The 20059-nt window shown below is 54.7% G+C and carries 23 protein-coding genes; 15 read left to right on the top strand and 8 right to left on the bottom strand.

The features are described 5' to 3' along the window. Positions 1-22: 22 nt before the first annotated feature. Genes J1C54_RS09065 through J1C54_RS09055 form a run of 3 tightly spaced genes read right to left on the bottom strand, consistent with a single transcriptional unit; the run spans position 23 to position 3323 of the window. Complete coding sequence (locus J1C54_RS09065) at positions 23-1378, bottom strand: N-acetylmuramoyl-L-alanine amidase (protein ID WP_229146652.1); 1356 nt, start codon at positions 1376-1378, stop codon at positions 23-25. Next, complete coding sequence (gene tsaE, locus J1C54_RS09060; RefSeq protein WP_229146648.1) at positions 1375-1809, bottom strand: tRNA (adenosine(37)-N6)-threonylcarbamoyltransferase complex ATPase subunit type 1 TsaE; 435 nt, start codon at positions 1807-1809, stop codon at positions 1375-1377. The genes J1C54_RS09065 and tsaE overlap by 4 nt, the downstream gene beginning before the upstream one ends. Beyond that, positions 1806-3323, bottom strand: coding sequence for an NAD(P)H-hydrate dehydratase (locus J1C54_RS09055; protein ID WP_229146647.1), 1518 nt, complete (start codon positions 3321-3323; stop codon positions 1806-1808). Before J1C54_RS09055 ends, tsaE begins: the two co-directional genes overlap by 4 nt. A gap of 58 nt (positions 3324-3381) precedes the next feature. On the opposite strand from J1C54_RS09055, the gene queG reads away from it, so the two are divergent. The 7 genes from queG (at position 3382) to J1C54_RS09020 (ending at position 8296) form a co-directional block, all read left to right on the top strand. Continuing rightward, entirely contained in the window at positions 3382-4446 is a 1065-nt protein-coding gene (gene queG / locus J1C54_RS09050; RefSeq protein ID WP_229146646.1) for a tRNA epoxyqueuosine(34) reductase QueG, read from the top strand. A 253-nt stretch (positions 4447-4699) separates the two neighbouring features. After that, positions 4700-5215 carry a hypothetical protein gene (locus J1C54_RS09045; RefSeq protein WP_229146645.1) on the top strand — a complete coding sequence of 172 codons (516 nt, stop codon included), beginning with the start codon at positions 4700-4702 and terminating at the stop codon, positions 5213-5215. Between the two features lie 9 nt (positions 5216-5224). Then, entirely contained in the window at positions 5225-5632 is a 408-nt protein-coding gene (locus J1C54_RS09040) for a hypothetical protein (RefSeq protein ID WP_229146644.1), read from the top strand. A 77-nt stretch (positions 5633-5709) separates the two neighbouring features. Then, on the top strand, positions 5710-6321 hold the full coding sequence (locus J1C54_RS09035) for a hypothetical protein (RefSeq protein WP_229146643.1): 612 nt from the start codon (positions 5710-5712) through the stop codon (positions 6319-6321). A 105-nt stretch (positions 6322-6426) separates the two neighbouring features. Next, a complete protein-coding gene (locus tag J1C54_RS09030; RefSeq protein WP_229146642.1) occupies positions 6427-7110 on the top strand; it encodes a hypothetical protein in 684 nt (227 codons plus the stop codon). A 325-nt stretch (positions 7111-7435) separates the two neighbouring features. Continuing rightward, complete coding sequence (locus tag J1C54_RS09025) at positions 7436-8053, top strand: cation transporter (RefSeq protein WP_229146641.1); 618 nt, start codon at positions 7436-7438, stop codon at positions 8051-8053. A gap of 33 nt (positions 8054-8086) precedes the next feature. Then, entirely contained in the window at positions 8087-8296 is a 210-nt protein-coding gene (locus J1C54_RS09020) for a DUF2007 domain-containing protein (protein WP_229146640.1), read from the top strand. Between the two features lie 129 nt (positions 8297-8425). On the opposite strand, the gene J1C54_RS09015 is transcribed toward J1C54_RS09020, so the two are convergent. After that, positions 8426-10549, bottom strand: a complete 2124-nt coding sequence (locus J1C54_RS09015) for a membrane dipeptidase (RefSeq protein WP_229146638.1) — start codon at positions 10547-10549, stop codon at positions 8426-8428. A 281-nt stretch (positions 10550-10830) separates the two neighbouring features. Between J1C54_RS09015 and J1C54_RS09010 the strand changes: the two genes are divergently transcribed. Both J1C54_RS09010 and J1C54_RS09005 read left to right on the top strand, forming a co-directional pair. Continuing rightward, a complete protein-coding gene (locus J1C54_RS09010) occupies positions 10831-11052 on the top strand; it encodes a VF530 family DNA-binding protein (protein WP_229146636.1) in 222 nt (73 codons plus the stop codon). Between the two features lie 25 nt (positions 11053-11077). After that, on the top strand, positions 11078-11719 hold the full coding sequence (locus tag J1C54_RS09005) for an MOSC domain-containing protein (RefSeq protein WP_229146635.1): 642 nt from the start codon (positions 11078-11080) through the stop codon (positions 11717-11719). A gap of 23 nt (positions 11720-11742) precedes the next feature. On the opposite strand, the gene J1C54_RS09000 is transcribed toward J1C54_RS09005, so the two are convergent. Continuing rightward, on the bottom strand, positions 11743-12795 hold the full coding sequence (locus J1C54_RS09000; RefSeq protein WP_229146634.1) for an oxygenase MpaB family protein: 1053 nt from the start codon (positions 12793-12795) through the stop codon (positions 11743-11745). Positions 12796-12892: 97 nt separating this feature from the next. Between J1C54_RS09000 and J1C54_RS08995 the strand changes: the two genes are divergently transcribed. Next, positions 12893-13948, top strand: coding sequence for an AraC family transcriptional regulator (locus J1C54_RS08995; RefSeq protein ID WP_229146633.1), 1056 nt, complete (start codon positions 12893-12895; stop codon positions 13946-13948). Here J1C54_RS08995 and J1C54_RS08990 read toward each other — a convergent pair. Beyond that, complete coding sequence (locus J1C54_RS08990; protein WP_229146632.1) at positions 13941-14393, bottom strand: hypothetical protein; 453 nt, start codon at positions 14391-14393, stop codon at positions 13941-13943. The two genes, J1C54_RS08995 and J1C54_RS08990, sit on opposite strands and share 8 nt — an antisense overlap. Before the next feature lie 169 nt (positions 14394-14562). Between J1C54_RS08990 and J1C54_RS08985 the strand changes: the two genes are divergently transcribed. From J1C54_RS08985 to J1C54_RS08965, 5 genes are all read left to right on the top strand, one after another. Continuing rightward, complete coding sequence (locus tag J1C54_RS08985; protein WP_229146631.1) at positions 14563-15180, top strand: LysE family translocator; 618 nt, start codon at positions 14563-14565, stop codon at positions 15178-15180. 311 nt (positions 15181-15491) lie between these two features. Continuing rightward, positions 15492-15806: a YbjQ family protein gene (locus J1C54_RS08980; protein WP_229146628.1), complete on the top strand. Its 315-nt coding sequence runs from the start codon at positions 15492-15494 to the stop codon at positions 15804-15806. A gap of 3 nt (positions 15807-15809) precedes the next feature. Continuing rightward, complete coding sequence (locus tag J1C54_RS08975) at positions 15810-16262, top strand: YbjQ family protein (protein WP_229146627.1); 453 nt, start codon at positions 15810-15812, stop codon at positions 16260-16262. Further along, a complete protein-coding gene (locus J1C54_RS08970; RefSeq protein ID WP_229146626.1) occupies positions 16262-17095 on the top strand; it encodes a M48 family metallopeptidase in 834 nt (277 codons plus the stop codon). The genes J1C54_RS08975 and J1C54_RS08970 overlap by 1 nt, the downstream gene beginning before the upstream one ends. A 90-nt stretch (positions 17096-17185) precedes the next feature. Then, entirely contained in the window at positions 17186-17437 is a 252-nt protein-coding gene (locus J1C54_RS08965) for a GlsB/YeaQ/YmgE family stress response membrane protein (protein ID WP_255612591.1), read from the top strand. A 32-nt stretch (positions 17438-17469) separates the two neighbouring features. Here the strand turns inward: J1C54_RS08965 and J1C54_RS08960 are convergent, their stop codons facing one another. Together J1C54_RS08960 and J1C54_RS08955 are read right to left on the bottom strand one after the other, a co-directional pair. After that, a complete protein-coding gene (locus J1C54_RS08960; protein ID WP_229146625.1) occupies positions 17470-18138 on the bottom strand; it encodes a bifunctional 2-polyprenyl-6-hydroxyphenol methylase/3-demethylubiquinol 3-O-methyltransferase UbiG in 669 nt (222 codons plus the stop codon). Continuing rightward, the gene (locus J1C54_RS08955; RefSeq protein WP_229146623.1) at positions 18135-20006 is read right to left on the bottom strand and encodes an amidohydrolase family protein; all 1872 of its coding nucleotides are present in this window, start codon (positions 20004-20006) and stop codon (positions 18135-18137) included. The genes J1C54_RS08960 and J1C54_RS08955 overlap by 4 nt, the downstream gene beginning before the upstream one ends. Positions 20007-20059: the final 53 nt, after the last annotated feature.

Below are 20059 nucleotides of genomic sequence, written 5' to 3'. Positions count from 1 at the left end.
TAGAACTTTCCTACAACACAAATTAACCCGGCGGAATTCTCAATACCTGACCCGCACGAATCTTGTCGCCACGTAGCTTGTTATGCTCTCGCAGGGAGTTTTCTGAAATATCATAACGGCGTGCAATGGAAGAAATTGTCTCGCCGCTATTAATCTTGTGGGTGGCAGGACGGACACCACCACGACTGCGCAGCAACGCATAATAGGTTTCTGGTTTCGGGTGCATCTCAAAATACTTGTGCAGCCCACCGACAATGGCCTTGGCCATTTTTTCCTGATGGGCACTGCTACGCAGGTTCTTTTCTTCGGTGCGATTTGAAATAAAACCGGTTTCCACTAGCAGTGACACCATGCTCGGTTCTTTCAGCACGGCAAAGCCCGCCTGTTCCACCTTCCTCCGATCGCCATGCAGCTTGGTAACCTGACCCATCTCTTCAAGAATCATCCGACCCAATACCAGGCTGTGAGTAAGCGATCCCGAGGTGGTCAAATCCGCAATCACATTTAGCAGCGAGTTATTCTCCCGCTCTTCTTTATAGACACCGGCAACCTTGTCCGAGTCGTTAGCGATGCGGGCAAGATAGCCCGCTCTGGCGCTTGTAGAGCCGTGATGGGATAGGGCAAAAACCGACGCGCCATGAGCACGGGAATCTGTAAAGGCATCCGCATGGATGGACAGGAATACATCCGCATTATATTTGTCAGCAGCGATCCGGCGACGATCTGCCAGTGGCACATAGTAATCGCCGGTACGCACAAGCACTGCACGCATGCCAGGCTGACGATTGATATGATCTGCCAACCGCTTGCCTATTTGCAGCACAATATCTTTTTCGCGGGTGCCGCTGGGGCCAATGGCCCCCGGGTCCTGACCACCATGCCCGGGGTCTAGAGCAACCACCATGGGCCTGAAGTCTGCCAGCGTTTCACCCAAAGGTGATTTCGAAATGGTTGCCACCTGGTTTGGCGGATCTTCGGGATCCAGATCTGCCAACAGATCAATAACCAGCCGCCAACCGCTGCCCTCACTGGGCGCCAACATAGAGGTCTTGGGCCGCTGGGCGCTGGTCAGGTCCAGCACCACTCGCACCTTATCGGCGGCATGCTGGCCGGTGCGAATTTCCCGTATGGGCGAGTTACGCAAATCCAGCTTGGAAAAGTCGAAGTTCAGGGCGGCACCATCCAGGTCCACCACAATACGATCCGGATTACCCAGCTTGTTAACGGTGTGCTGAAGGGGCGCCTGCAAATCAAAAACGATGCGGGTAGCGTCCGGTGACTTGCTCATGCGCACCGAGTCGATCTGCTGTGCCGCCATTACCGCACTAGCAGCACAGCACATCAGCACAATCAGCATCCGCAAAAGCCAGTTCGTCATGCCTGTCCGGACTCCGGAAATGTCAGTGTCGCCTCTCGCCCACCGTTGGCCGGTGTTAGCGAGACTATCAATGCAGGTTCCGGCAATGCCGCACCGGCTTGTTGTGGCCACTCTACCAGACACAGTGCATCCCGGTCGAAATAGTCACGGCCACCAATCATCTCCAACTCTTCCGGATCACTCAGCCGGTAGAGATCAAAATGGTAGATCGGCACATCAGCGAACTGGTACGGCTCAACAATGGTATAGGTGGGGCTTTTTACCGCGCCGACATGGCCCAGTGCTCGCAGCCAGCCACGCACCAGGGTGGTTTTACCGGCGCCCAGATCACCCTGCAGCCAAACCACCCCGCAAGTTATCCGTTTTGCCAACGCGGCCCCCAGGGCCTCGGTGGCGGCTTCATCGGCAAGCTGAATTGTTTCGCTGATCACTCATCAATCCCGTTTTCAATTCCGTTAACCAGCCGCCGCACATGGGGCAGCAGATCCGTGGCCAGCAAGCCGCGCTCGCCCTGATGCAGCACCGCACGATCCGCCGCCAGACCATGCACCAGCGCAGCAAAGCGGGCCGCATCATAAGGCTTAATACCCTGACCAAGCAGAGCGCCAATAATTCCCGACAGCACATCGCCCATGCCGCCGCTGGCCATGCCCGGATTACCCGCATGCACCAGTGCCACCGGCTGGTCGGTACAGGCAATCAGAGTGCCCGCACCTTTCAGCAGCACCGTGGACTGGTAGCGTGAGGCCAGCTCATGCACAGCGGCAAAGCGATCCGCCTGCACGGCACGGGCATCGGCGTTCAGCAGTCGCGCCGCTTCACCGGGATGGGGCGTCAACACCGCCGGCGCCTGCCAATGCAACTGGTGCTGGGCAATCAGATTGAGGGCGTCCGCATCCAGCACCAGCGGCAGGCCACATTCCAGCACCTTGCCAAGCAAGCCAAAGCCCCACGCGTCCTGACCAAGACCGGGACCACAAACAACCACGCTTGCACGCTTCAGCAACGAACCCAGATCATCGCCATGCTCAACGCCGCGCACCATGATTTCCGGGCGTCGCCCGAGCAGCGCAGTAACATGCTCTGGCCGCGTTGCCACACTGACCAGACCGGCACCACTGCGGGCCGCCGCCTCCGCCGCCAGCAACACCGCACCGGCGTAACCATAATCCCCCCCCACCACCAGCACATGACCATGATCACCCTTATGGGCATCGCGGCGCCGACGGGGCAAGAACCTGCTCAGCTGATGCATATCCACCATGCGGCAATCGGCGGCAAGGGAGAGCTGAACCGACTCTGGAATGGCCAAATCCTCGAAGTACAGCTGGCCGGTGAGGGCCGGCCCGGCCCCCGTTAGCAGGCCGCGCTTCATGCCAACAAATGTGGTGGTGACATTGGCGCTCAGGGCGGCGCCCAGCACCGCACCAGTATCCGCACTCAGCCCGGAGGGAATATCCAGCGCCAACAGCGGCAAGCCACTGGCATTGATATGCCCGATCAGCGACGCCAATGCCGGTCGCACCGTACCAGCCAGCCCGGTACCAAGCAGACCATCGACCACCAGATCATGGCCTGACAGGTCCGGCAGCACATCCGCCAACACGGTCACCGGGACCCCCTCCGCCAGGGCCCGCTCTGCCATGGTGCGGGCATCGCCGCGCAGAAACTCAATCGCCACGGTGGCATATACCCGGGGGTGCAGCCCGGCGTTCTGCGCCAGCAACGCCACCACATAGCCATCACCGCCATTATTGCCTGCCCCACAGATCACCGCCGGCGACTGGCAATGGGGCCAATGCTCCTGCAGCCGCCGAAACGCCGCCTCCCCCGCCCGCACCATTAGCGTCTCGCCGGCGATACCGGCTTGCTCAATGGCCCGCCGATCCAGCTCGCGTACGCCGGCGGCGTCATGCAGCATTTCCGGAAACTGTGTGGCCGTCATATTTGCACCCTGTGTAATTGCCGCCGATTATAGCCCTCCCTGAAGGCGAGCTCATGATGTGTCTGTAGATCTTGGCGAACTGGCGACACAAATCAGACACTGGGGCCGTGAACTCGGCTTCCAGCAGGTCGGTATTGCCGACATCGACCTGACCCTGGCTGAACAGCGGCTGGATGCCTGGCTGGCCGACGGCCATCAGGCGGGCATGGACTGGATGGCCGCCCACGGCCGCAAACGCAGCCGCCCGGCGGACCTGGAACCGGGGACCCTGCGGGTCATCTCGCTACGCATGGACTACCTACCCGCCGACATCGCCACCATGGAACTGCTGCGCGACCCAGACAAGGCCTATATCTCGCGCTACGCCCTGGGCCGGGACTATCACAAGCTGATCCGCAAACGTCTGGGCAAACTGGCCGAGCAAATTCGCCATGCAGTAAAAGACAGCGAACTGGCCCGCGCCTTCGTCGACAGCGCCCCGGTAATGGAAAAGCCCCTTGCGGAAAAAGCCGGCCTCGGCTGGCAAGGCAAACACACCCTGATCATCAACCGTAAAGCAGGCAGCTGGTTCTTTCTTGGCGAGATCTACACAGACCTGCCCCTGCCGCTGGACCAACCGGCCAGCAACCACTGCGGCACCTGTAGTGCCTGCATCGATATCTGCCCTACCGCAGCAATCATCGCGCCGTATCAACTCGACGCGGGCAAGTGCATTTCCTATCTGACCATCGAGCACAAAGGTGCCATCCCTACCGAGCTGCGCCCGCTGATCGGCAACCGCATCTTCGGCTGCGACGACTGCCAACTGGTGTGCCCGTGGAATCGCTTTGCCCGACACAGCGAGGAAGGCGACTTCCAACCACGCCACGGACTGGACCAGGCCTCCCTGCTGGAACTGTTCATGTGGACTGAAGAAGAATTCCTGCACCGCACCGAAGGCTCTCCGATTCGCCGCACTGGTTATGCGGGATGGTTGAGGAACCTGGCTGTAGCACTGGGAAATGGATCCCGGTCCGCGGAGGTGATTGCCGCGCTGCAGCAGCGGCAAAAGGACGTGCCGGAAATGGTAAAGGAGCATGTGGACTGGGCACTTGAAAGGCTTTGCTCAACGACCGCCGGGTGAACTACTGCAATCCACCGTAGCAGGCATAGCTAACTAACTGATTTTTGGAAGTGATATTAGAGTGACATTGCGCGTTATAGACACCGAATTATATCGACGTATCGAGTTTTGTCATATCGCTACTATTTTTTGTGGCTTGGTAAGTGGTTGATGTGAATAATCATTACCTACCTAGTCGACAAAACTCGAAAGGGGTTAAGTAGGCAAAGAATTATGTCGACGCTTCGAATGAATAAACTGTTAGAGCTAGATAATGAATAAAATCGCAGCATTGACTACGGCACTACTTTTCTCGGCAATTAGCTTTGCTGGCGGGGTCTTTTACGGATTTAAGGAGGGCATCAGAAATTTAAGTCTACTTGAGGAAATTGTTCAGGGTGCTTTGTCACGCCACCAGCTGGCATCAATCGAAAAAGACAAGATTGAAAACGTTGTCCATTTGTTTGAGCTGAATATAGATATTGGGCTGCATAGATACATGATGTATCGAAAGTCAGGCAATAAACTTCTTTCTGAATTCTTTCTTCCTGAAGTTACATCAAATCTTGATGGATACGTAGAATTAATGGCAGCCTACAGAAAAGAGCATCCTATTGTCTTTGGCCCAGAATGGGCTTTGCCGGTTGATGGTGATGATGAGGAAACAAGAAAGTGGCGAGAGCAAGGATATAGTGAAAGTGTTGAGATGCTCTCTGAAATCAAAGAGCTGCTTCGGTCGCGCGGTGTGCCGGAGTCGGCCCTAACAAATCAAAGCACTCGGACGCAGTAAACTGGGCCGGTGTTTGAAGCGTTATATCTACACGGGCATCAAAGCAATATGAGAAAAGAGGATAAAAAAGTAATTCAGGCAATGGCTATCCTAGTAGCCATTTCTGCTTTTACTTTTCATTTCTTTATTTTCCAGACCAAGCCTTTTTATTCTCTAGTGGCAGTTCTATGCCTAGTTATATTAAGTGCTCTAAATTACTCTTTTCATCGAAAACGCATTATTTTTGATGGCATTATTTCTTCTTCTGTCTTGGCTTCCACTAAGTTGCCTTATATTCAAAAAGCTCAAATTTACGCTCACTATGGCAAGCTAGATCAATCAGTATTTGAGCTTAAGAACGCTCTTGATAAAGATCCAGACAATAAGGATTTAGGCAGCCTAATTGCACAGTTACAAAGTTTCACACGTGAAGTATAAGGATATAACAAGTGCGTCATTAAGGACGCGCATAAATTCGCGCCTATTGCGCGGGCGTTAATCGAATGGAGTGATAAATGAGCGCAGCGGACGTGTTCACGGCTCTCAAAGATATATTTCTTGCTGGTGCCGCAGCCACTACTGCATTTGTGGCGTATAGAGGTCTTGAGAAGTGGAAAGCGGAGCTTTCTGGTAGAACGAACTTTGAAGTTGCACGCCAGTTCATGAAGTCCGTTTATAGATTAAGGAATGAAATTCAAGACTGTCGCTCTCCTTTTGTTTCTGCTTCCGAGTTTCCCGAGGGATATCAAGGGGCGCTAGGCAACTACAGTTCCAATGAGAAAGGCGATGCCTGGGTGCATGTCTATAAGAACAGGTGGCAACCCGTAATGGATGCGGTCCAGGAGTTTGACTCTGCCACACTCGAGGCGGAAGCGCTTTGGGGGACTGCAGTGAAAGACGCCGCGCAGGAACTCAGGCGCCTTGCGGTTAGGCTCCGAGCCTCAATAGATGCATTCATTCGAAATGAGTACTCTGGACATCAAGACTTTGGAGATCGAGATTTTGCCGTCCGAATACGCTCAGATTTAAATGCCTCTGAGATGGAAACTGATACATTATCTCCTGCTATACGGGAGGCGATCGCAAAGATAGAGGACTTGGTGCGGCCACACCTGAGTCGCGATTAACAATTGGCTGCACCGGATAAATTTCCGCTGTCACCTTTTGTGCATAAGGCCGCACAAAAGCCGCCATCGAAAATTTACCCGGTGAGCATAGCGTTAGGAGTTGGCATGTCAGCGTCCGATGCAGAGTCACATGACATATATCGTGAGAGGTATCATCACAAGGACTTGTATCGTCGCTCCGCGGAGATTCCAAAGGAAATTAAATATCTTAATTTTTGGAGAAAGCAGAACTCTCACATTGGAATAGGGCAGCTTGAGAGTTTGGAGCATTTAACAGCCACGTCCGTTAATGATTCCTTTCTTGACGAAATATGCCGTCTAAAGACCCTAGATAGTCTAGTCCTCTCAAAGATTGAGGTCGAGGACATCGGAAGACTGGAGGGCTTGCCCAACTTGAGATATCTAGCTTTGGTTAAGTGCAAGCCCTGCGAGGGCCTAGACAGACTTAAGGATATGCCAAGCCTAAAGAAGCTTTGGATTAAGGAGTCAAAAGAGATCACTGATTATTGGTTTCTTAAGGGCGCAAAGAAATTGGTTGCCCTTGGAGTAGAGGGAGACATATGGACCAAGCAACAAGTCGATTCTCTGGAGCCCTTTTCTAATATGCTTGAACTTGAGGCGCTCTTTATGTCCTCCGTGCAGCTCAAGGATAAGAACCTGGATTATGTTGCGAGCAACCCGAAGCTAAAGTATTTCTCTGTAGCAAGATTTGCCCCAAAAAGCAGTTTCGACCAGCTTCGGGTAATTAGGCCAGACCTAAAATGTCGGTGGTTTGATAATTATGATTAAAGTTCGACTCCTTAACAAGGCCAGGCAAGCAGGGATGTAGTTCCCCCCCGATTTAGTGGACACCTTCTCCTAACCGAGGAGGTGTTAAAATGAATGGAAGATATCGATTTTTTCGCCGCCCCATCATATATAAGTGTGTCTTATGCCTTAGGGATAACCGTGCCCCTTTAATATATGAGAGCCGAACTCATTGCCCAGGTTATTCTTGACCACCAATCCTTCGCTCTGGGCGATGCTGGCCTTTTTAGCTATGCATCGCCCTGGTTTCAGCAACCTAACTGCGAATAGCGATTTATGAGTAGTCGTTACAGATGAGAATAGACATATGAGCGGATGTTGTGACGGAGGATGTTCGGTAAATGCACTTCAAGAAGAACGACAAAGAGGAACACTAAAAATAGTATTAGGCATCAATGCCATCATGTTCATGGTGATTGTTTGTGCTGCCATATATGGTGACTCTACCGCCTTACTAGCTAGTAGCTTTGATAGTTTCGGCGACGCTCTGACTTATGCATTAAGTTTATATGCTGTATCCCGTGGTACGGGCACTAAAGCTAAAGTTGCTCTTTTCAAAGGCGCACTTATTCTTTTGGCAGCATTAATTGTAACAGGCCAAATAATTTACAAGCTTTTAGTGCCAAGCGTGCCTATTTTCGAGGCAATGGGTATCTTCGGAACTCTAAGCCTTATTGCAAACTTCGCATGCCTTTTCCTTCTTTGGCGTCACCGCCATGAAGATGTGAATATGAGCTCAGTATGGGAATGCTCACGCAACGACATTGCGTCAGACCTTTCAGTAATTGTTGCTGCTGGAGGCGTTTGGTTATTAGGGTCAGGCTGGCCTGACATAATTATAGCGTTAGCACTTCTTGTTCTATTGTATCGGTCTGCGTTTCGCGTTATTTCCTCAGCAAAGACCGAGCTAAGTAATGCAGCCTAGCCATGCGGGCAACGTTATGCCGGGAAGGAGTAAATGAAAAAGCTCTTTAGCACCATCGATAGAACAGAGGCCTTTAATGCAAAGCTCACATTAGAGTTGAACGGTGTGCCTATATATGTCGGTGGCGAGCATTCAGGGCCGGCGCCGGGATTTGTGAACGCAGACTCTTATACAGTTTGGGTGGGTCTGGATTATCAGTTCGAGGACGCCTGTAAATTCATTGAGGATGAATCTCAGCCGTAGCCTGCGGCCAAAAAGACAGCCTGGAAAGGCCACATAGCCGTGATCGTATAATGCAGCGCAAACACCCTGCTCTAGCGTGAAAACACAGAGCCGGCCCGAAGGGGCCGGCCTGGCCCGGTGCGCAGAGGCTCAGAAAGGGTTGATATGTCCGCTGCTGTTATTGGCCTCGGCACGCTCCCACATCTGCAGATAGCCCTCCGCCGAGTTCATGATCGCATCGTAGACCTCGCCACCCTGACGCAGGCGGGTGTCCTGGACCAGATCAGCCAGCAGGCCGTAGTGGGCCAGTCCTTCATTGTTGAGGTCGAAGGTGCGTGTGCCGGACACCTGGCGATCGAAGGTCAGGCCGAACTCGGTGGTGAAGGGGTAAGGCAGCGGGCTGGATGCGGCGCTGCCACGACGTCCAGGCTGAGCTGACAGGCCAGAGGTGTCGGTGCCGATACCAACGGCTTTCAGGTACGGGGTCTTCTTCACCGCCGCCAGATCACGGGCATAGCCACCACCATCGGCATCCTGCACGTAGGTGGCCACAAAGCCGCCCATATCCAGCATTTTCTGCTTGTTGACATGGGTGCTCCCGTCCTTGGCGCTGTGCATGAAGCTGTGGGAACTGACGATGCCGCTGTAGTTCCTCGCTTCAACGATCTGCATCACCTGATTGGTGGTATCCGAGCCAAGATGGTCCAGATCAATGATCATGTTGAGATCGATCATGCGGTTGACGAGGTATATGCCAAACGGGGTGATCCCGTGGCGGTTGCAGTGATCGCCGTGGTCATCATAGCTCGGGCTTGCGCCGATCTGTGCCAGCAGATCCTGCACCACCGGAACCTCACCGATCACCGGGAAGCCGGAGGTCATGTTCATGCCTCTGGTTCTGTCGTCGCAGCGCTCGGTTTCGAAGTAGTGGCCGGTAGCCAGTGCTTGGCCGATGTTCACGAATCCGTCAGCGAGGATGGAGCCTCCAAACTGGTTATCTGATTTGTGGGTAGGGAAAATGCTGCGGATACCCAGATTGTAAAGCTCCGTCAGTCCCTGTTCGATTTTCGATATGCTGCAGAAATCACGAACGCCGCAGTTCAGTGTTTCAGAGGCTTCCACCCCCATAATCACGGCCAACTTGCCCTGCGCAATCACCTGACGCGCCTGCTGCGGGGAAGTGACGATACGGAAGAAGCCTTTGCCTGGCCCGCCATACTGGGCATCAATGTAGTCTTGCAGTTGTCTGATGCGTTCTGCCTGAAGCCGGATGCTGGCCATTGTGTCGCAGCTGTTGTGCGGCAGCCAGCCAATCGGGTTGAGGGTGGATTGCGCCAGACACAGCACCTGATTCTCTACCAGTTGCGTCACCAGGACGCGCTGACCGGACAACCAGGCCCGCTCAATCCACGACCAGTAGTAACCAGTATGCGTTTTTGCATCCTTTGAAGGCCAATAGGGGAAATGCGGCCAGCCCCTGGTGTCATAAGTAAATGTGGGGTCGCCCTTCACCTCAAGTTTGCCGATGATATCGAGCTGACCATTCGGTCCATGACTCTCCTTCGCATCACTGAGCGCATACGGAACGCCGTACTTGTGGAATGGCGCGCCATGGATCACCTTGCCGCCCATGAACTCATAGGAGGTGATGTGGGCGTGGGCATCAACAAAGCCGCGCACTGGATCAGTGACGTTGCCCTTCAGCCGATTGCGGTCGCCGCGCACGCCAGAGGCAATTTCCGGATAGGAGCGGCAATCACCGCGACGTACCACATCAAAATGCTGCTCCAGACGCGGCTCATGGGTGTACCAGGTAAAGCGCCACCAGCTATGTTTGGTACTCTTTATCCACTCATACTGGACCGGTGCCTGGGTCAGGCGGTTCTTGAAGCGGAAGCGGAAATGACTACTGCTGACCTGCGCAGCGCTGATGTCCCATTCGGCGGCAAGACCCGGATTGGAAGCCGGTGTTTCCACCAAAGGCACCACGCTGCTGAGGTAGCGGCCGTTGCGGTCGGTCATCAGGAAGTCGCCGAGTCGCGCCGGCTTCATGAAGAACTTCTCGGCCTGATTGACATCGGTGGTGGCAAACTGGAACACGCCATTGCGGTTTTGCAGATACTTGCCCGTGCCCGGTGAACGGATGGCATAGCATTGCTGCGCCATCTGGTAGACGGCATCGTCGGTGGCGCCGGCCAGAGCGGCGGGGCTGTGAATTGTGGTGGTCCAGATCAGGGCCTGTGCCACCAGGGCTAGCCAGTAAGATCGCTTCATGGCCGTGCATCTCCGCGTGATTAGTTATTGTCATGACGGTGCTGACGGCGCTGTTGCGCGGCGCCGTGCGCATTAAACCGCAGTTGGCATACGCAAATCTGGCCAATAACATGACAATTACCGCCAGTTGACGGGCTGCTGCCGGATTTACCACGAAGATCAGGACACCTTGCCGGCTCTCCTGTTGGCGACGTTAAGCATAAAAGGTTAATTCAGTATGGATTATAGTAGTACTGTCACGGCGGCATTCAACGACAATCAATCTACAGGCGCATTCAGACATGAGTGGCGAGCAACCAAATAATCCATTGCACGGCGTCACTCTTGAGAAGGTCGTGGTAATGCTTGTCGAGCACTATGGCTGGGAAGAACTGGCGACTAGAATTAACATAAACTGCTTCAAGAACGATCCCTCTGTGAAATCCAGCCTGAAGTTTTTGAGAAAAACACCATGGGCCAGAGAGCAGGTAGAGAATCTTTATATCTCTACGTCTTTTCTATGAGGAAACCCCACGTGGCGAGGTTAGTATGAAAGTAGTATCTATTAACACTGCTACTCCAGAAAAACTTCAGGTTGGTAAAAAGTCAGTTATAACCGGAATATTCAAGAAGCCTCAAAATGGCTCAATTTTAATTAATGAGCTTGGATTGAGCGGCGATACGATTGTAAACAAGAAATTTCATGGCGGGGTCGATCAGGCTATATACCTTTATAGTGCGAAGGACTACGCCTGGTGGCAAGACCAGCTAGGCCGTGAACTTCAGCCCGGAATTTTCGGCGAGAACCTTACTATCAGTGACTATCACGATGGCGATTTGCGCGTTGGAGATCGTTTGCTGCTAGCTGGCACTGTGCTTTTGGAAATCTCAGCCCCAAGAGTTCCCTGCGCTCAATTTACAACAAGGATGGGGGATGGCTCATTTGCGAAAAAATTCATTGCTGCGCAAAGGCCCGGTGCTTACGCCAGAGTGTTAGTGCCGGGAGAGATAGAGGCTGGATGTGAAATTGAATGGCAACCCACCGACCAGGATTACGCGACTATAAATGAGATATTTATTGAGTGGCATAGAAAATCATGGTCTCAATCTATGGCAAAAAAGGCGTTGAATTCGCCAATCTCAATGATCGCGAGAGACATCATTCAACAAAGAAGCGGCGTAGTGGTTTGATATATTTTAACCATTGAGGCCGCTCAACCAAACTGCAGCAGCGCCGCCTCACCCTCGTCTTTTGGTGCCTGCGCGGCGGCCCTTACCGGGCGTGTGGCAAGAAAGTGATCATACTGCTCGCGCGGCAGTGGCCGCCCGGCGGTCGCCCATGCCTGCTTGGCACTGACAGTGACCGGGTTTTCTGGTGCCAGTCTCAGCAAAGCTGGCCCCACCACCGGCACCGTGTTCGGTGAGATCATTTTCAAGATGCCGATCTGCGTGCGCGGGCCTTTCGGCACCACGCGCGCGGTGACCTTCATCAGCGCAACCATCACCGTATCTGTGGCACGACTCTGGCGAATGCCGCCAAGCTCACGCAGCCAACGCGGCAGCGTGGCGATGGTGCCGCGGCGGAACGCCTCGTTCACCACCGGCGCCACGGGCTTGAGATACCAGGGCGCCTTTTCCAGCAGGAACTTCGATGCGCCGAGCAGGTGGGCCACAGTTTTCTGCGTGGTTTCTGTGGCGCACAGGTGCGGCCGCATGCGCTGGTAATAGGCGCGCATCTCAGCGCGGTTCCGCGGCACCTCATCAAGATTGATGCTCTGGAACTTTGCCGCCTCACGGCACTCGGCCCAGTACTGACGGTCCTCCGCTTCAGTCAGCGGGCCGGGGCCGAACTTCTCGTACACATACAACACCGAGTGCCACTGGGTCAGGTGAATCCACAGCTGGGCATGCGGCTGGTTGGCATCGTATTCCAACCCGCTAAGCGGCTCGATGCCGCGAATACGCGAGTGAATCTTCATCAGAGTGTCGGCCGCGGTCACCGCCGACGAGCTGTCGTGAAAAGCAATGGTGGATACGTACTGCAGTGTGCGGTCATAACGCACTGCCGGGCGGTTCATCACTGCCTCGGTGTGATCCACCGAGGCGAGCAGGAACGGCTCGAACATTTCAACTACTACAGTGCGCTGGAAGCCCAGCGTCACCGAGCCAGCAAAGCGGAACACCCGCCAGGTGATGGAATCCGGGCCAAACAGGCCGTAATCCTTGTGCGGCCTGATGCGGGCGCGCGTCTGTTGTGAGCGGGTCATATGCGGATCTCCCCTGTGAGCGTGCCTCCAGACTATGACTAGCGTGCGCGCGACCCCATGGCCTACCATGCCGATAAGTAATCTTTTAAGGACAGGCATGGCCATTGCTGCTCACTGGGATTTCCCCCGCCCCATAGCCAGTGCCGCCATCCTCGTGGAGGTGGGCGAGGAATATGGCCTGACGCGGGCCCAGTGTCTGGCAGGCACCGGTATCGCAGCTAAGGTTCTGGCTAACCTCGAGGCCCAGATAAGCGCTGACCAGGAACTGCGCCTGATCCGCAACCTGCTTTTACACCTCGGCGATGGCCTGCCACTGGGCCTGCACGCCGGGCGCCGTTATCAGGCCACCAGCTTTGGCATCTGGGGCTTTGCGGTACTCAACGCCCGGACCATGCGTCAGGCGGTGGAAGTGGGCGTGCGCTATGCCCGCCTGACCACGGCCTGGTGCCAGCCGCGAGTCCTTGACCGGGGCGAGCAGGCGTTGATGACTGTGAGCGTGGATGGCCTGCCGGCGGACGTTAGCCAGTTCCTGCTGGAACGCGACGCCGCCATACTGATCAGCATCCAGCGCAGCATGGTGCCGCTGCATGTGCCGCTTACTACGGTTACCTGCACCTTCCCGCGACCGCCCTACCACAACGCTGTGGATGAGTACTTCGGCGCGCGTGTGGCTTACGACCAGCCGGAAAACCTTATCGGCATGCACCGGTCGCTTGGCGGGCTGCCGCTGCCCAGCCACAACACGGCATTCTTCAAACGCTGTGAACAGGAATGCGAGCGCCTGCTCGACAGTCATCGCCATAGAGGAGGTGGACTTGCCGGCCGGGTGCGCCAGAGCATCATGCGACACCTGTGTGCTGGCGCGCCACTGGAGCGCGTATGTGAGGACCTGGGCATGCACCGGCGCACGTTGCACAGACATCTGGCTAAAACAGGGATGGATTACGCCTCCTTATTGGAAGAGACGCGACAGGCGTTGGCGGAGCAACTGCTGCTAACAACAGACTTTTCGATTGAGGAGATTGCATATCAGTTAGGGTACCGGCAGGCGACAAACTTTATTCGCGCCTTCAAAGGGTGGCGCCAGATGACACCGCTCAAGTGGCAACGCGTCCATGGCGGCGGCAGGATTTCTTTAGCTGCCACTATATGAAAGCAATGCCGAAAAGAGCTGCGTAATATAGTGCCGAAGACCACAACACCGAGAAAGTGGCCAGCATCAATAAAATACGCGACTTGCGCGTACCAAGCCTTGCTGAAATCCAGGCACCCAAAGGTATGCCAACAAGCACAGGCGTCAATAACATTACAAAATAGAAGCCATAACGTCGCCAGAACCGTACGTACCGTCTCAAGTTCCCGCGAAATCTCGGTGTGGTATCTTTTTTTGGCAGCAGCCGCCGAACCAACAAATTTATGTTACGACTGAAGTGAAGCGTCACTGTGGCACTGAGCATGGCGCCACTTACGTTCCAGAAGATCATTTCCCAATAGGAGAATCCGTAGGGAGCACTCAGAGCCGGGCCCAACCAGGTCTTCCAGAAACTCAGGAAGAAAACCGACAGGCCCTGCAGTATGTAGGAATCGAAGAAGTCCATAGCCCCAACCTTGGATTCTTTATTAGACTTCTTAATCGGCCGCTTTTTTGGGAACCGCTCTGGGATGTTTCCCGAGTTGCCAGCCGTTCATATGGAGCCCTATGATTTCGCATCACCTAGGCTTAGGCTATCACGAATCGACTCGCCACCATCAGGCACAGGAGCCGATATGGGCTTAATGGAAATATTGGCTTTGTTTGCTGTAATGGCAGGTCTAGCCTTAGTGCCCAGCGCTAGTGTTGCACTGGTCATTGCGCGCTCCTCCTCCGCCGGATTTATCAACGGCTGCGCCGTGGCGGCAGGCATCGTAGTCGGCGACCTCGTCTTTGTGCTTTGTGCCATTCTAGGGATGGCGGCGTTAGCGGAAACCATGGGTGCTTTTTTTCTTATTCTGAGGTACTTGGCAGGCGCCTATCTTATTTGGTTTGGCATAGGCCTGATGAAATCAAGCGCTTCTATGCCAATTGCGAAGTTTGATCAGTCAAGACCAGAACTATCGGCGAGCTTTTTCTCCGGGCTACTTCTCACCCTGGGAGACATAAAAGCAATATTTTTCTACGCAAGCCTTTTCCCAGCCTTCGTTGATCTGGCCAATATTACCGAGGTGGATATACTAATGATCTCGGCTTTAACCGTGACTACAGTTGGTGGCGCTAAATTAGCATACGCATACTTCGCCACAGCCATAGTGTCTTTCGCAAAAAGCCATGGCGCAGGGCGCGCACTCAAGGTGACAGCCGGTGGAGTGATGACAGGCTCAGGCTTATATCTAATAGCAAAGACCTAGAAGTAGATCGCGTAATGCATTGGCTCTTTAATTAGCAAGCATAGCTCCCTGCGTATGCAAGGTATCGACACCATGACACCAGGTGTACTGCAGGCGTGTCGCCGCTGACTCTCAACTGGAACTGCCATACGAGACGTCGCCAGAGCAATAAGAAGGCACGTTAATGAAGAGCAGTTCGATAGTTTTCTTGGACAGCTTCCAGCGACCCTATTCGCTGCCATTCGCTTATGGGGTATAACTCACTGAGAGCGACACGCCAGCATTCCGGCAGCCGCCCTTCCATTTAACCCTGAACAACTGGAGCAACATTCATGCTGGTAAGCAATATCGAGATTATTCCCGGCCGCAAGGTGATTAAGCACTTGGGTATGGCACAGGGAAACACCGTGCGGGCGAAGCATCTGGGCAAGGACTTTCTCGCCGGCCTGAAGAACATCGTCGGAGGCGAGCTGAAGGGCTACACCGAATTGCTGCAGGAAGCTCGAGATGAAGCGGTTCAGCGGATGGTCGATCAGGCCAAGGGCATGGGCGCTAACGCGGTTATCAATGTGCGCTTCTCCACTTCGTCTGTCTCAGCGGGAGCCGCGGAGTTGTTTGCCTACGGCACGGCCGTTGTTCTGGAGTAAACCATGGATATTCTGATACTCCTTGGCCTGCTAACCACGGGCTATGTGTTCGGGCGGATTGCGGAAAAGCGGCATTTCATATCAATCCGCACTCGCGAGGAAGAATATCGCGACGTGCTTGCCTTCAGTGCACGCTTTCCTCCTCCGAGCTCTACGCCCACAACACCTGTACTGGTAGGCGGCAATGTGGTGGTAGCAGTGGACTACTTCAAAATGACCGCCGCCGCGCTGCGCAACCTTATAGGCGGCCGCGTAACCTCATTCGAAACGCTGGTAGAGCGAGCGCGCCGGGAAGCTATTCTGCGTATGAAAGAGGAAGCCCGAGCACATGGCGCCACCCAGATCTTCAACGTAAAGCTGGAAACCTCGTCCATCGGTCAGGGCACCTCAGGACAATCCTTCAGCGTAGAGGTGTATGCCTACGGCACCGCACTTGTGGCGGGCAAGACTGACTAATGGAATACGAAAACCGCCCGCCGCCGGAAGGCATCAATGTCAGCGACCAGCATCCGCTAGTGGACTTTTTCTGGATGCTGGCCGCGGTCGCGCTAGCGGCAACACTGCTAGTGCTAGCGTTGTCACTGGGCGCAGGCTGGCTGGCGCGCCAGATACCAATGGCTCAGGAAAATCGCTGGTCTGACGCCTATCTAGCCCAGCGACCTGTAGAGCTATCTGAAACCGCATTACGCAAACAGCGTTGGCTGCAAGATCTTGCGGACCGCCTTTCTCCCGCTATGGATCTGGGGCCAGACACAACCATTCATGTGCGCTACGTGGAAGATGACGAGGTTATCAATGCATTTGCCACTCTGGGTGGCAACGTTGTCATTTACAGCGGCCTGCTCAATAGCCTCGATACGGAAAACGCGCTGGCCATGGTGATGGCCCACGAAATCGCCCATATCAAACACCGTGATCCAATAACGGCGCTGGGGCGTGGCGCAGCAGTGGCGCTTGGTTTAAGCGCAATCAGCGGCGTATCTGATTCGGCAATGGCGCAACGAATCGTCGGCAACGTAGGCATGCTCACCGGGCTGAGCTTCTCTCGCGGGCAGGAAAACGCTGCTGATCAGCAAGCCATAGAGGCCATGCTAGCGCACTACGGCCACTTGAATGGCGCTGCCACCCTGTTTGAAAAGCTTCAAACAATGGGGTCGGGATTGATGCCGGAAATACTGGCCACTCACCCGCTGACAGAAAAGCGTATCGAAAGGCTCGCCAAGGCCACTGATGCGCAGAGTGATGGCGCGACTATCGCCCTGCCTGACTGGCTAACTACAGGATATTAATAGGCTTTCCTGGCACCATCATTGACACTGGCGCTGCGGCCACTATTGCTGTCATATACCTTTTGGACTGGAAACAAAACTGGAGGAGACATGGATATCATCAGCTTTCTTATCTTTTTGGCAATTGGCGCACTGGTCGGCTGGCTTGCTGGCAACATCGTTAAAGGCAAAGGCTTTGGCGTGATCGGCAATATTATTGTCGGCATTATTGGCTCTGTGCTGGGTGGCTTTCTATTCGGCCTGGTCGGAATAACAGCGGGAGGCCTATTGGGCTCCATTATTATGGCCACCATCGGCGCGGTTATCTTGCTCTACCTAATCAGCCTGATTAAGAAGGCGTGACCAGGCACTAGCTCAGACAGCGAGCCGTGCTATCAAGATGGTGCCAATACAAAGATCACCGACGCTATTCGCCCATCCTGATAAGCCGGCTCAATCTGCTGCTCACACTGCCAGCCAGTGTGAGCAAACAGTGCCAACCATCCCTCTAGCGTGCGGAAATACCAAGGTGCCGGGCGGGAGAATGCATCACTAAACCCCTGCCAGCTTCCTTCGCGCCAGCCGTCTTGATAGGGCTGGTCTCCACAGGCACTTGTCGGATGCAAAGTTTGTATGAGCAGGCTACCACCAGGACTAAGCATGGCGGGCAAACCCGCCAGCAGGTTTTCTACCGATGTCTCTCCGAGCAAGGAGAAATTACACACCAGCACATCGAAGCGTTGCCGTAGCTCTCCGGCCACCAGTTGCTGGTAGCTAAGCTGGTAATAGTCTGCCCCACCCGCCGCGCGGGCGGTGCCTATCAATGCAGGAATAGCGTCGACACCGGTTACCTGCATGCCCTGGTCTGCCAGCCTGCGCGCCAACCAGCCTTCGCCGCAACCGATGTCCAGTACGGTGGCTGGGCAACGTATCTTTATCGCTTCGATAATGGCGGCATCCGTCACCAGCTTTCGGCTGGCAATCTCCTGATTGCGAACCACCTGCGTCCACGGCGCAGCGTTAACTTCCCAGCTATGCAGTATCTGCTGTTCCTGATCACTCAAAACACGGTCTCCAGCACCGTACCCAACTGTTGTTTGCCAAACGGCGCTTCAAAGTGATCGCTACTCCAGGCGGGATGGCCATTGACCATCACCAGCGGCACGACGCCATCGGTGCGATTCACCAGTTGATCGTGTTGGAACTCGTCGCGGTAGATGCGCCGCGCACTGTCGTGATGATCAAATTGCTGCAGCGCTTCGGGATCAATGAGAATCAAGTCGGCTTGATCGCCAACTTCCATGCGCCCGCCCTTTACCCGAAATACCTCGGCAGCATCACGAGTCAGGCGTTTAACCATATAGGCCACATCCTGCTGGCCACCTTGGGCGGCCAACTTCAGGGCCCGCAAGTTGCCATCGTAGAACGCCATATTGGTGAGGTGAGCGCCACAGTCATTGAAGCCCGGTAGCAGCAGCGGATCCATGAGCAATTCGCGCACCATATTTTCGTCGCGATTGGCAGACACGGTGTACCAGCTCAGCTCCAGATCAAAGGCGCGCAGCATGCCCAGCATAAAATCGGCTTCGTCTTGCACCTGAGCAAAGAACTCCGCTATGACCTGCTGCTCCTCGCCGGCGGGGGCTGCCCCCATTTTACTATTGGCGTTAAGCACACGATCAAAAACTTGTTGGAAATTCATACCCTGCCAGACCTTTAGCGGACACAGGTCAATCACCATGTCTTCCAGGGTGCGGTTGAAGGCGTAGTCTTCCAGACGCAGCAGACGTTTTAGTCGCGCGGGGCCGAAGCCAGTCTTGCCGTGCATCCACATGGCTTTGAACTGTTCGATATAAGCCGGATCATCCAACACTCGGCGGCGCGCGGGGCGATCTTCCAGATCAATTTCATTTAGTGCGCGCAGCTCGGGGATTTCCTCGGAAAGTGGCGTTACCGCACCATCCGACCAAACTTTGAACGGCGCCGCCAGCGCCTGCAGGTGAAAGTCACCGCCGAGAAAACGGGAGTTCAAGACGCGCGCCAGCAGCCGGCCAAGACGCACGATTTTTCTGTTCGCCTGCACATCCAGCGCCGCTACCACGGTAGTCTTCAGCGGTTTGCCATGGAGCCGGCCGCAGCTGAGTAGAAAGGTGCGAATGGTGCCGATGGTGCTATCTTTCGGAGGTGTTGCTTGCCACACCGCGCCGCGCCGACGCAGCACCTCGGTGAGTCGCTTGATCTCCGCGTATTTGGCGAACTGGGTTGGTATGGTTTTGCCGGTGTTCGGCTGATTGGCCAGATAATGAAACGGCAACGCATCGGTAGACATGCCGACATAGCCATCGTCCAACGCCTGCTCCAGCAAGGCTTCCATTTTCTGCAACTCTTCTTCCGTGGGATCACGGGAAATACTGTCCTGAAAGCCCATCACTTCAATACGCAGCATGGAGTGCGGCAGCAGAGTGACCACATTGGGGCCAAGGCTGAGTTTATTCAGGTGCTGCAAATATTCACGCGGGCTATGCCAGTCGACTTTATCGGCGGTGGCGCGCAATACGGACTTCGGAATATTTTCCACCCGGGCATAGCAGTCAACGATGGGATCGGCGCCATTTTTACGCTGAGCCCCAAAGGCCAGACCGAGACTGCAGTTGGCAATCACTACCGTGGTGGTGCCATGACGTACGGATTCCGGCAGGCCCGGAGCCACTTCCAGCTCCAGATCATAATGGGTGTGAATATCGAACAGGCCGGGCATGGCCCAGCGGCCGTTGGCATCAATAACCTTGCGCGCATTGCCCCCATCCAGGTTGGCGCCACGGGCGGCAATGCGGCCGCCTGCCACGGCGATATCTTCACGCACGGGAGGTGCACCACTACCATCAAATACGGTAGCGCCCTGAATCAGATAGTCCCAATGCTGCTCACTCATGACGGCCTCTTCTGTTATTGTTCGTCAGGCTGCGATTATGTTGATAAATATCG

This window comes from Alcanivorax sp. 1008 (assembly GCF_020667895.1).
GTDB lineage: Bacteria > Pseudomonadota > Gammaproteobacteria > Pseudomonadales > Alcanivoracaceae > PGZG01.
This window is presented reverse-complemented; position numbering and strand designations above follow the sequence as displayed.